General features: G+C 57.6%; 9 protein-coding genes. 7 read left to right on the top strand and 2 right to left on the bottom strand.

Features of this window, described 5'->3' with window-relative positions; all coding sequences use genetic code 11:
* The first annotated feature begins 3 nt into the window (after window positions 1-3).
* The 7 genes from Poly21_RS09075 (at window position 4) to Poly21_RS09105 (ending at window position 9,310) form a co-directional block, all read left to right on the top strand.
* Window positions 4-1,053 (top strand): PulJ/GspJ family protein, encoded by a 1,050-nt coding sequence (locus tag Poly21_RS09075; protein WP_302118205.1) that lies wholly within the window; start codon window positions 4-6, stop codon window positions 1,051-1,053.
* Window positions 1,050-2,927 carry a type II secretion system minor pseudopilin gene (locus tag Poly21_RS09080; protein ID WP_302118208.1) on the top strand — a complete coding sequence of 626 codons (1,878 nt, stop codon included), beginning with the start codon at window positions 1,050-1,052 and terminating at the stop codon, window positions 2,925-2,927. The genes Poly21_RS09075 and Poly21_RS09080 overlap by 4 nt, the downstream gene beginning before the upstream one ends.
* Before the next feature lie 70 nt (window positions 2,928-2,997).
* Complete coding sequence (locus Poly21_RS09085; protein ID WP_302118210.1) at window positions 2,998-4,710, top strand: MSCRAMM family adhesin; 1,713 nt, start codon at window positions 2,998-3,000, stop codon at window positions 4,708-4,710.
* Window positions 4,710-5,981, top strand: coding sequence for a hypothetical protein (locus tag Poly21_RS09090; protein WP_146406518.1), 1,272 nt, complete (start codon window positions 4,710-4,712; stop codon window positions 5,979-5,981). Before Poly21_RS09085 ends, Poly21_RS09090 begins: the two co-directional genes overlap by 1 nt.
* Window positions 5,982-6,208: 227 nt before the next feature.
* Window positions 6,209-6,760, top strand: a complete 552-nt coding sequence (locus Poly21_RS09095) for a hypothetical protein (protein WP_146406519.1) — start codon at window positions 6,209-6,211, stop codon at window positions 6,758-6,760.
* 198 nt (window positions 6,761-6,958) lie between these two features.
* On the top strand, window positions 6,959-8,005 hold the full coding sequence (gene atpB, locus Poly21_RS09100) for a F0F1 ATP synthase subunit A (RefSeq protein ID WP_146406520.1): 1,047 nt from the start codon (window positions 6,959-6,961) through the stop codon (window positions 8,003-8,005).
* A gap of 21 nt (window positions 8,006-8,026) precedes the next feature.
* Window positions 8,027-9,310, top strand: coding sequence for an amidohydrolase family protein (locus tag Poly21_RS09105; protein WP_302118213.1), 1,284 nt, complete (start codon window positions 8,027-8,029; stop codon window positions 9,308-9,310).
* 211 nt (window positions 9,311-9,521) lie between these two features.
* Here the strand turns inward: Poly21_RS09105 and Poly21_RS09110 are convergent, their stop codons facing one another.
* Together Poly21_RS09110 and Poly21_RS09115 are read right to left on the bottom strand one after the other, a co-directional pair.
* Window positions 9,522-11,747 carry a peroxidase family protein gene (locus Poly21_RS09110; RefSeq protein ID WP_436967480.1) on the bottom strand — a complete coding sequence of 742 codons (2,226 nt, stop codon included), beginning with the start codon at window positions 11,745-11,747 and terminating at the stop codon, window positions 9,522-9,524.
* Window positions 11,748-11,990: 243 nt separating this feature from the next.
* A complete protein-coding gene (locus Poly21_RS09115; RefSeq protein WP_146406521.1) occupies window positions 11,991-13,160 on the bottom strand; it encodes an AraC family transcriptional regulator in 1,170 nt (389 codons plus the stop codon).
* Window positions 13,161-13,164 lie beyond the last annotated feature (4 nt).

Below are 13,164 nucleotides of genomic sequence, written 5' to 3' on the forward strand. Positions count from 1 at the left end.
AGGATGATTCAGTCTACCTTCATGCGGCGTTCACGCGCGGCCTTTACGTTGCTTGAGATGTTGCTAACGCTTGCGATGTGCGTGGTGCTGATGACACTTGTGAGCGGTGCGATCTCGTTCTACGTCCGCGAGATGGCTTCGGCTGAACAGGTCTATCGAAATTCGCAGGTCGCTTCGGCGGTATTGCAGATGATTGAGGATGACCTGCGGATGACGCTGACCACGCGTCCCATCGACACGGCGCCGCTGGCCGAAGTGCTATCCTCTGCATCGTCACCCCTTTCAGCACTGGGAATCAGCTCGGGTGCAGCCGGTGGCGATGAGGATTCCGTTCCCGAAGATTCAGGTTTGAGCGGATCCGGTGCCGATGCGAGCGATGAAGAGGCTGCCGATGCGGAAACTTTCGACGCCAGTCTGGGGGGGAGTGTGCTGATGTCACCAGGCCTGATCGGTAGTTCCAACCAATTACAGATCGACGTCAGTCACCTGCCAACCCTGGAAGACTCCGTCATCGATCCGGCCATGGCGATCTCCAATGGCAAACTACTCGATCGTCCCAGCGATATTAAGACGGTTAGCTATTTTGTTCAGCCCGCAGGCGCTGTCGGCAGCATGGACCCACTGGAGGAACTTGCTACCTCCAGCGGCATGGCGAGTACTACGACGGCCGCCGGACCCACCGCCGGCGGTCTGGTCCGCCGCGAATTGGACCGGGCAATCACCTCGCATGCGTCGTCCACAGGCGGCTTGGCACGACTGACGTCGGCGGGGGAGATCATCAGTACCGAAGTGACAGCGATCCAATTCGAGTACTACGAGAACGGGAACTGGATGACGTACTACAACACTGATTCTGTCGGGTTTTTACCGCCGGCAATTCGAGTAACGATTCAGATTGGTGGAGGCAGTGCGTTTAGCACCGGGGATGCTGCGGCTGTCCAAAGCGTCAATACCTACACTCACGTGATCTACCTCCCGATGAGCCATCCTGAAGACGCCGAAGAATTGACCGACACGAGTACTGACAGTGCTTCAGGAGGGTCGGGAGTATGAGTGCGCAACAGGATCTCGATCCACGCCCCCGACGGCGGCGGCGTGGGCTGACCACTGGGGCGGTCGTGGAGATGGCTTCCGATGCGCGGGAAATACGGGCATGCGGTCGCTCTCGTTTCCCCGCCGGGCAACGTGGACCACGCTCGCAGAGTAAGCGTCAGGGCTTTTTTCTCATTTTGGTGCTGGTGGTCGTGGCAATCTCGGCAATGGCGGTCTATTCATTCGCGGAGTTGATGCTGGCCGCAGATGAGACTGCTTACCTTCAAGGCGATCTGGTTCAGTCACGGCTGAATATGGATTCGGGTGTGGAAGCAATCCGTTTGATCCTCGCCAGTCCTCCAGCGGACCGCGATGCCGCTGGCGGCGTTTACAATAACGCCATGAGTTTTCGTGGCGTTGCGATCACAAATATCGCCGACGGCCCGGTACAGCGTTACACGGTGGTGGCCCCCAGTTTGACCGACACCGGTTCTCTCGGCGGAATCCGCTATGGTTTGCAGAACGAGTCCGCGCGGATCAATGTCAACGCTCTGCTCGTTCTCGAAGAAAACTCCGACGCCATTGGAATGCTGACGGCACTGGCGGGCGGGGGCGGTGAGTCCGATGACGGTGGGATCCTGGGGGAAGACTCCGGCGCATCCAGTGATGACACCGAGACGCTTGATTCCAGCTACGTCGCGGTGGATTTGTTATTAACCCTTCCGGGCATGACCGAACCAATCGCCGAGGCAATTTTGGACTGGATTGATACCGATACCGAGCCACGGCCATCCGGGTGCGAGGACGAGTACTATGCATCGCTGCCGTCCCCCTACAGTTGCGCTAACGGGCCGCTGCAGAGTGTCGAGGAGTTGCTGCTCGTACGCGGCGTGACACCGCAGTTGTTGTTTGGGGCCGATGCCAACCGCAATGGCGTCCTCGATCTCGATGAACAGCAGCGTACGATGTCGAGTATTGATACCGCGGGCGCTCTCGGCTGGGCAAACTATCTGACTGTTCACGGTGCCGAAAACAATATGACCAGTGCTGGGGACCCTCGTGTTAACGTCAACGGCGAAGACCTCGAGGTGCTCTATGATGAATTGATCACCGCCCTGGGCGACGAACAGTATGCCTCTTTTATTGTGGCCTACCGCATGTCAGGCACATCCTCACTGGTCAATTCGGCCGCACTGGCCGCAGCGGCGGGGGCCGCTGGCGGTGATGAAGTCACGCAGCCCGCTGCGGGGCAAGAGGGCGATGCTGCCAGCACGGTGCCGTGGGAAACGGACGCGATGTCAAGTCTCGATCTGACAGCAGGTGCGGGCGTGCAAATCAATCAGGTTCTCGACCTGATCGGTGCCCAAGTATCCGTAGACGGAACCACCTATTCGTCGCCGTTTCTCGACGATCCCGCTGCAATGGGCGAGTACCTACCCTTGCTCATGGACCAGTTGTCGACCCAGGACGTCGAAGCGTTGCCAGGCCGTATTAACTTAAATGAGGCGCCCACAGAGATCCTGATGGGCTTGCCATTGCTGGATATCGATACCATGTCAGCTCTGGTGGAGGCCCGCGGTGCTGGGGGCGGTGTGCACACAGGCAGCACGTCGACTGATCGATCCCACGCAGCGTGGCCATTGACCGAAGGTATCGTGACACTCGACCAAATGCGTGCACTTTTGCCACTCGTGACGGCCGGGGGTGATGTGTTCCGAGCTCAAGTGATTGGGTTTGACGAATCGACTGGCCTGTCGGTGCGCGGCGAAGCGATTATCGATGCCACCACCACGAATCCCCGTGTGGTGGCATTCCGAAACTTGACGCATCTCGGACGTGGGTTCGATATGTCCGTGCTGGGCGGCAACGTTGGGCAGCCCTTGACTGAAAATTAAGTCGAATCTGACAATTTGACTAAACTACAAGCTATCAACTTTATCCAATTCGATTTCTCGATAATCTGTTATGAAACTCGCACTTGATTGGGACGACGAACAAGTCCGCATGGTGGCGGCTGACCGATCCGCACGCGGAATTCGCATTCGTGCCGCTGCCGTGGTTCCCATCGGCGAGGAGGGATTGCAGGCCACGTTGGCCGAGATGTCACGCACGTACTCCTTGGAGAAGAGCGATGTGCTCGTCGCTGTCGGCCGTGACCGCGCCGAGCTCCGGCAAATGCAGTTCCCGCCGGTGCCCATCGAGGAATTGCCAGACATCGTTCGGTTCCAAGCGATTCGGCAGTTCGCCTCGGCCGGGGACAGTGCCGAGATCGATTTCATCACGACGCGGACGGACGAAAAAGGCATTCATGCGATCGTCGCAGCGACCGGTCCTACGCAATTAACGCCGATCCGCAAGGCGGTTGAGAAGGCCGGCTGGACGCTTGAACGGGTAGGCCTGCGACCGATCGCAGCAGCGGCACTCTACCGGCTCAAAGCCTCCGATGTGATCGCCGAGCTCTCCCACAGCGGCGAGGGCGATGAGCCCGTTGTCGCCCTGATCGACCTCGTCGCCAACGAAGCGGAAATTGTGCTGCTCCGCCATGGCGAAATCACCTTCGTTCGCTCCGTGCGATTGCCCGATGGAGACGCGTCGGCGACGAAGTCACGCTCGGCGTCACTGGCCGGCGAGATTCGCCGCAGTATGATTGCGTGCGGTGCTGCGGGCACCAACTGCCACGTTGTCATGTGGGGGCGGGCCGAACGGCACGGCGAGGAACTCAAGCTGCTCGCTGAACGGCTTTCGGGACAACAGGAAACCCCGTGTCAAACTCGGCTGCTCGATCCGCTCGAATTAGTCGGCACCGATTCAAAAATTCGTGATGCGACCGGCGAGATGGTCGGTCGACTGGCGCCCTTGGTGGGCTTGCTGGTCGCTGATGATGGTCACGAAAATGAGTTGATCGATTTTCTCAACCCTCGCGAGACCATTGAGGCCACGACCGACAAGCGGAAACTTGCACTCATGGTGGGTGTGCCCGCCGCACTGGTATTGGCCCTGGGCTGGTTGCTGTGGAGCAACCTCGCTCGCCTGACAACTCAAATCGACCGTCAAACCGCGGTCAATAAGGATTTACGAACCAAAACAGAAGCCGCCGAGGATATGATCGAGCGGACCGAACTGGTGGACCAGTTCCTTGATAGTGATGTCAATTGGCTCGACGAATTCGAACAACTCGCCGCTTCCATGCCACCTGCTGACGAGTTGATCGTCAAGGAAGTTCTGGCGGCATCCAATCCACGTGGAGGTGGCGGGCGTTTGGTGGTGACCGGGTTGGTGACATCGCCCGAAGTCATCAAGCAGTTTGAAACCGTAATGCGAGATGACACGCACCAAGTGACCGGCGACAAAGTGACTCAGTTGCCAAGTGATGACGCGTATCGTTGGAAAATGAGTGAAACCATTCGGCTCGCCCCTGAAGCGGTCCGCGAAAAACGTTACACACAGATGACGGCCCTGGGGCCATCAGACTCCGAGCCGGAACCGACCGCCGAGTCTGAATCCAGCACCGACCCAGATCCCGGCGTCGAACCGGCATCGAGCGCCGAGCTGGAGACCAATTCCGAACAGACTGCCGACTCTGAGCCGGTAACTGAACCGGCTACGGAACCGGCTACGGAACCAACGCCCGCCCCTGAAACACCGTCGGACAGCTCTTCCGATTCGGAGGTAATCTAATGACCCAGCGTGAACGCATTCTATCGATCGGCATCGGCGGGCTATTCGTCGTGCTCGCATTGAATTGGGGATTCAATCAATACCGCTCGGCGATCAAGTATCGTCAGGGGCGATTGAATTCCCTGACGAAGGAGGCCGAAGACCTGCAAGCCAAATTGCTCGCCGGTGCGGAAGCCGAGCGACAACTCGGTGAATACAAAGTCCGTTCATTGTCGAGCGACCCGGAAGTTGCTAAGAGCAGCTATCAAGCCTGGTTGCTGAGCACGGTGGGCAGGCTAGGCATCGCCGACGCCGTAGTTGATCCGGTGGGGAGTGGGCCTGTCGACGATCTGTATACACAGTTTGCCTACCGGGTCTCAGGAAAAACCAATTTGACGGGCGTCGTCGATTTGGTCTATGCCATTCAGAGCCGAGATCAACTGCACCGGATCCGTGAAATCAATTTCGCACCGATGCGTCAAACTCTCAGCCAAGCCGCAAAGAAGACCGAGGCTGACGAGGAAATGCTCAGTCTCGTACTGATGATTGATGCGATCGCATTGAACATCGCTGAAGCCACGCCGGCGCCACCGAGCGACGAGCCGTCGTGGCGGATCACACGCTCGCTCGACGCGTCGCGTGCAGCCATCCTCAATCGCAACTTTTTCCAGCCTCCCAATCAAGCCCCGCAGTTCGAGGGTGCGGCAACCATTGTCGCCTACCGTGGCAAAGAGAATGAGTTGCCGCTGAAGTTCAGCGATCCAGAAAATAACCGTGTGAATGTGAGCATCGAGGGCGACTTGCCCGAGTGGGTCCGGTGGGATGCTGAGTCCGCCAAGCTGGTCGTCACGCCGCCCGCCAAAGCGGAGGTTTCTGAGGAAAACGGAGATGACAGCGCCGACAACAACGCCGACGCCATCAAAGAGTTTGAGGTGCGAGTGATTGCGACCGATGACGGTTTTCCACACCGGCAGACGACTCAGTCATTGGTCGTACGAACGCAGGATCCGCCGCCTCCGCCGGCACCACCGAAAGCCACTCCTGGATTCGATGATGCGACGCAGACCTTCCTCACCGCGTTGGTACAAGGCGGTGATGATTGGACAGCATGGATGAACGTGCGAACCCGTGGCACCACTTTGAAGCTGAAGATTGGCGACGAGTTCGAGATCGGCTCGATCAGCGGAAAGGTTACCGGCGTGACCGCCCGCCGAGTGACGTTGGAAATCAACGGTCAAAGTTACGAATTGCGTCCCGCTGGCAAACTCAGTGACGTGCTCGAGGGATCTTGAACTGAGTACGGTGGGACTGTTGTCCCGCCCGAGGTGCCGGCGCGGGACCGCCGCCGTAGTTCGATGCCGGGGACGCGAGTCCGCGGCGTTTCGCTCGCGGGGCTGGGAGCAATGTTGCGCGGACGAATCAGTTCACGGTGTGGCGGCGTTTTCTCGTGATCGCTTTCGCGGTAGGGTTTGGGTTACACGCAGCCAATTCTTCCGCGTCCCCTCAAGCTAATCTCGTCATGTCACCGATCGCCACGCGTCCCTACCACACCGTCCTACAAATTATTTCGGTGGTGTGGTTGATTGTCGCAGTGCTCGCGTTGGCGGCTCACTCGTTCAGCCCGCCTGCCGTCGCGAATGGGTGGCAGGCTGAGACACCGTCGTTGACCAGTGGCGATGCATTGGTGATCGCTGGTCTCAGCGGATTGATCGCGATCGCGTCGACTCTGCCGGGATGTTTCATCATTGTGCCCGAGCAAACAGCTCCCGCGTCATCGATGGTATCCCGGCCGGCCGAGGCGGATGAAACTAACCTTCCGCCCCCGCAATCAGCGAGCGAATCAAGCAGGAACGTCGAACTCTCGCCGCATGATCTCGCGTTGGAACGCCTCGGCCAGGCTTTTCTGGCAGGAATGCTGATTCGCCTCACCGGGACAGTTGCTTTGTTTTTGGGTTGCAGTTATTACATGGAGGCTTCACCGACACAAATTGGAATTTGGGTGCTGGGGTGGCATTTGGTCCTGCTGCTGACTGAGGTCATCACCCTATCACGTCAAATCCGAGTGTCCTGATACTGGATTGTCATGTAGATTATGATGTCGCCTGTTAGCGGGCGGTTGCCCTCGTGGTTTTTGAGTGTCTGTACTAACCTGAAAAGGTAGCGCGGGATAACATGAACCACCTCGCTGACGCGTCCGGATAGTTGATAGACCACCCGCTAGCCGGTTTGACCCGTTTTTTCCGTCCTCCTCGCCGTTTCACGCCTTCCCATGCTTTACCTGCTTGCTGCCGGCCAAGACCCGACCGATCATGCAATTCCGCATTCATTGATCCATTCACCGCTGCTGCGAATTCCGGTGAGCGATGGCGAAACAAGCGTTCCCGCGATGGGGATCCACAACGGCTATTACGAATTCTTTATCACCAACCATCTGATGATGTCCGCGATCGCGGCGTTGTGCCTGATTGTCGTCGGTGTGTTTTGTTCGCGACGAATCAGCATTTATCACGGTGAGGGGTTGGGGCGCTACCAGACTCGCGGTCGGATTTCGCAGCTGTTCGAAACAATTTGTGCGTTCATTCGGGATGAAGTCGCTTACCCCAATCTTCGGGGACTGACCGATAAGTACATCTACTACATTTGGACGGTGTTCTTTTTTATCCTGTTCGCCAACATTCTCGGCGTGATCCCATTCGGGTACATGCTCCAGATGATCACCGGCGATACCCACTTTTCGCATTGGGGCGGTAGTGCGACAGGTAACCTGTCGATGACCGGGGTGATGGCTCTGACATCGTTGTTCGCAATCGTGTTCATCGGAATTCGCGAAACCAGTCTCAAAGACTTCCTTAACCACTTCAATCCGATTGGTTGGGATGGTGGGATCATGATGCTGCCCATCGCATTGATGTTGTACGTGCTCGAAGTGCTCAGTCTCCTGATCAAGTGTTTCGTGTTGGCCATGCGACTTTTCGGGACGATGATGGCGGGGCACCTTGTCCTCGCGGCATTCGTCGGGCTGATTTTTGCGGCGCGTGCTGCTGGGGATGGGACGGCCCTCGCCGTCAGTATCCCCGTTGTGCTCGTGGGTACCGCCTTGACGCTCTTGGAGCTTTTCGTGTGCTGCCTGCAAGCCTTCATTTTCACGTTCTTGACCGTGCTGTTCATCTCGTCAATGGCTGTCCACGAACATGACGAGCATCTCGACGATGACCCGCATGCGATGGACGACGCCAACCAGATGGACCCGGACAAGATCTTTGATCCAGGCCGGATCAGTCCCGCCGTCGGTGCGAGCCATCCGGCAGGTGCATAAACGCGGGCTCACTCCGGCGTCATGATGTCGACTCAGTTCACAGGCCGAAGAGTCGCCGGTTCAGCGGGCAGCATCCCGCAAAGTGGAGGTCGGAAGGGATTGGGCCCGAGTCATATGCAGACGATCACCCTCCGCGCCCGTTGGATCGTGCCGATCTCCAGCCCGCCGATTGAGAACGGATTTGTCGAGATTGCCGCCGGCAGGATCGTTCGCTGCGGTCCTTTGACAACTGATGTCGCCGTCAGCGTCGACCTCGGCGACGTGGCGATCCTACCTGGACTGGTCAACTCGCATACGCATCTCGAATTCAGCGATCTCGCGCAGCCGATCGGTCACGCGGGGATGGAACTGGCCGACTGGATTGTCCAGGTCATTCAGTCCCGCGCCACACGCGTTGCTGAGGATAACTCAATTGATTGTGTTGTCGAGTTGGGTGCCATGGAGGCGGTCCAGTCGGGTACCGCTCTGATCGGTGAAATTGCGACCACGCCATGGCAAATGCCCAGTACTGACGTTGGCATCGTGTCCTATGCCGAGGTTCTTGGTTTAACGACTGGACGCGCGACGGAGCGATGGAATGCGGCCGTTAGGCATCTCGACTTGTACCCACACGCCAGCGGCATCAGTCCGCACGCCCCTTATTCGGCACCGCCGGAGCTGATCAGCCGTTGTGTTGACCACGCGATCCATCTCGGACGCCCGCTTGCAATGCATGTTGCTGAATCACCCGCCGAACGTGAACTGCTGCAGCACGGCAGTGGGCCACTGGCGGATCAGTTGAGTACGCTTGGGCTGGACATGGAGTCGCATTTTCCGTGGGCGTCGTCGGATCCGTTTGGATGGCTTATCGATTTGCTTGCACGCGCACCTGCGGCATCGATTATTCACGGTAACAACCTCAGCCCAGCCGAAATGGAACGCGTCGCTAGCCATCCAACCCTCAGTGTCGTTTACTGTCCGCGCACTCATGCCTACTTCGGTCATGCTCCGCATCCCGTTGCCGATCTGGCCGCCGCTGGTGTAAACGTCGCCCTGGGGACTGACTCTCGTGCCAGTAACCCTGATCTGCAACTTTGGCGAGAAGTGCAGTTCCTATTGAATCATCGGCAAGATTTGAGCCCCCACACCGTCCTCCGCATGGCAACCTATGGAGGTGCGGCGGCGATGCTGCAGGACCACGATTACGGAACACTGTTACCCGGTCGCCTAGCCGCTTTTGCATCGGTGCCGACCACTGCCCACGATGTGAACCGTCTCTACGCAGACCTGGCTGTAGCCGATGCGAGCCAACTCACCCCGCTGTAAACTTTTTAGCTTGTGAGTGACAAGGCACTCTACCACCCGACCCATCCTGTTCGGCGGCTGGCGTCCGGCTTCCATCGGACAGCGGAGGCGAGCTGCCCGGTCAGGCTGACGTCCAGGCGCACGCGTGGCAGAAGTCAGTGAGCGACGCATACGGATGCGTCACCCCACCCGCCGCGCTTCACAAGGAGAGTCCGGCTGCGCAACGTTCCGTCTACGCTAGCCTCAAATCCAATCCACGGATGCGAGTACTGCCACTGGAGATCAGCACATCGAGCGTTTCTCCCGTGGCCGCCAAGCGAATTTGATAGTCCCCGGTCTCTGTAAACGACCGGAAACGATAATTGCCGTTCCGATCCGTTGCGGTAGCGTCGATGACCTCACCCGAGTCATTGAGTAGTTCCACCACAGCCCCTTCGACGCCAATGGTTGGCAGACGATCAGCGTTTGACTTGCGCGATGAACTTAGCGACGACGATTGCGGAGCACTCGTCCCGACCGTCCCTCGGACCTCTGCCTGCATGACGAACACGTTTTCCTGCAGTCCCTCCACGGATGTGTTTCGTTCAATCACGTCAGCCAGAGTGGTGCTGTTGATCGTCCGTAACTCCGAGCCGGAAAAGAGGTTCTCGTAGTAGAATCGATCCCCATCGCGAGTTCGCTCGAACTGATCGGCGATGATAGTGCTGGTCAGCTCACCGACAGAGGATCCCCGCAAATGATCCTCTGCCATCAACCCAACCCATAAATCGATATTATCGACGTCGTCATAGAGTGCCTCTAATTTTTGCTGCAGTTCGGCGTCACTGGTGATGTCATCGAACGACGCTACTGTCTCGAGCCCATAGGCTGCGCGAGTGGAGTTGTAGTCGTTCAATCCATGATCTCGTCCGCGTTGAATATTCAGCGCGACCAAGTCAAAGCCCCCAGCCCCGGGAGGGCCGAACAGAAAGTTTCGTAGGCCATCGACAACCTCCAGATCGATTTCCTGGGATTGTGACGAGGAGTCATACTTCAGAATGGAGTCGATCCCAGTTTCTTCAAGCAACGACGCATTGAAGAACGCATCTTTTAACTCGATTTCGTCCCGCACTGCTCGCCCATCGTTATCAAAGAACTCAATGTCGTCGTTCAGCGTGCTGTGACCGAACCGGTAGGCGGCGGAGGAGAACTCCGTAGCGATACTTGGGTCAACCGTGGCGTCATAGCCGTCGTAACGCCCGATGGCATGCTCGCCCAATAGTGTTGGTAGGTACTCGTTGTAGGTGATTGCTTGGATTTCGCCGATCACGATCGCACGTGCCTGCTGATAGATTTCCTCATCGCTTGCGTCAGGATTGCTCGCGGCAATTTCGTCGGCCAATCGATTGTGTTCGCGAACGAACAGCGTCTGGATGGCGGCCAAAGAAATATTCTCACTCGCTCGGACATCTCCGGCGATGACCATGCCGGTCTCATCAAGAGGAATCAGACCATCGTCAGTGATATTCATGCGACCGCCCTCGAATGAGCGAAGTCCGTCGGCGGTTGCTTGATCGCTACCATAAACCATCGAGCCATCGATATACGATGTAATCTCATTGACCTGTTGGGCCGGATTGTCAACCGACGTTCCGGTTCCCTCTGCGAACGTTGATCGCGTTAATGGAATCACCGCTTCGCCGCTGCCGGTGGGGTCAAATAGCGGATCGTCGGCAGGGACCTCAATGTTAAACGATTCGCCACCCTCACTGACCTCGGTCAACCCGAGGTCGTGGTCAATGAATTGGCCCCAGACGTAGATGAACGCTGACAACCCTCGTTCGCTCTTGACATCTTCGCCGATGACATCTGAGAGGGTGTTGCTGATCTCGCGGGCGCTCGGTCGATCCGCCCCTGCCGGTGTCGAAATGCCATCCCCATAATCCGCTGCGGCGAAGCGGATTAACTCTTGGCCAGCGCTGCCGAGCAGCGGGTCGTCCAAGTTGTTGCCAGTTCCGTCGACCGAACGCACTTCGTCGGGAAGCGCTGGGATAGTTTGTGGATTGTTGTTGTTGTTGTGCGCGGACCCGCTGCCGCGCAGGCTATCGAAATCGCGATTGAGCCGGTTGATCACGCGCAGGGCATCGAGGGCGCTTCGCTGGCCATCGTTGTTGACGTCGGTGAACATCGCGGACTCATCTTTCGCATTGCGGTTGATAGCGTTGATGATTGTCAATGCGTCGATGGCTGAAACCTGCCCGTCATCATTGACGTCCTCGGCGTCGAATGAATTATGTCGCGAGCCGTCAAAGTCGGCAGCGAGCAAGCGGCGTGTTTCGAGCATTTCCCCTCGCAGGCGACGCCGTTGACGACCACGTTTTCCCCGTCGTTTCGACTGACTCTGCAGGCGGCTGCGCAGGTCGTTTTGAAGTTGACGGATGGATTGCAGGGAACTGTCGAAAATATTGTTCCGCGTCATCGCGAATGCCCTCGCACTGGAGAAGAAAAGAGAAGAGTGGAGGCGATCCATCGGTATCGCCTTATCCTCAACAGGGAGCTTGGGAAGCCAAAATGTCACGCAGCGGGTACATATTTTCAACGTCTCCCTGTAATCGTAGGGGATTGCCAAGCATTGACTGCGGCCAGGTTGATCCGCGAATGGGCATCTTCGCTTGAGCTCCTGGCTGAACGAGGAGTTGCGGAGCGAAATGGAAAACCGCCGCTAGCTATCAGAGTTTTTCAGACGCAACTGTTTTCGATACCCGCTGGGCGTCTGCCCCACCTCGCGGCGAAAGGCGACGGATAGGTACTCGGAGTTTTCAAAACCGCATCTTCCAGCGATCACTGCGAGGGAGATATCCGTGTCGTGAAGCATCTGTTTGACGCGGTCGATTCGCAGGCGGACAATCTCTTCGTGAGGCGTTCGGCCTAATCGTTTGCGGAAACGACTCTCGAGAACCCTTCGTGATAGTGGAACCACCGCCAGCACATCAGCAACGTTAATTCCTCGCCACGCATTCTCGCGAATGTAGCGCAGAGCTGCCGCCACCTCTGGATCATCAATCGCCAGAATGTCCGTCGACTGTCGCGTTTCAATTCCCAGTGGATCGATAAAGTGACCCGTTGCTGGGACGGGTTCACCCAACATCATTCGATCCAACAGGGCGGCCGCTTCGTAACCAGTCCTGCGCGCGTTGGGAATCACGCTCGATAACGGAGGCGTCGATAGCTCGCAGACTAGACGGTCGTTGTCCACGCCAAGAACGGCGATCGACTCGGGCACTGCAATCGACAAATCACGGCAGACCTGCAGGAGTTGCTGTGCTTTGATGTCGTAGCACGCGAAGATTCCAATCGGCTGGGGCAATCCACTGATCCACTGAGATAGTCGCGCTTTCTCGGTCGTCCAAGAGTAGTCTCGGTCCCAGCGAGAGATTGAATCATAAAGGTACAACTCGCCTGCCGACCTTGCCACACACTTCTGGAATGCGTCCTGTCGCAACTGAGACCATGCGAATCCCGGGTCACCGCAGTAGGCGAAGCGGGTAAACCCGCGCTCGAGAAAGTGCTCCACCGCAAGTTCTGCAATGCGATCATCATTTGTTTCTACATAGGGCACTGTCCACGAGTGTCGCGCCGCACTCACATCGATGACCGGGACTTTTAATCGTGCTAGGCGTTTGGCAATGACATCGGTTTCAATACGAGCGATGATCCCGTCGCCTCGCCAATGGGCTAACCATTGCGGTGGCGGAGCCCCACGTTCTTGCTCGGGCAAATAAAGCGCCCACGGTTCATGGCTGCGCACGTAGGCGAGCACACCGTCGAGCAGTCCGCGTGCATAAGCGTTGGACGTTTCGATGAATAGTGCGACAGATCGAGTATTGGGCATGTCG

This window comes from Allorhodopirellula heiligendammensis, assembly GCF_007860105.1.
Lineage (GTDB): Bacteria > Planctomycetota > Planctomycetia > Pirellulales > Pirellulaceae > Rhodopirellula > Rhodopirellula heiligendammensis.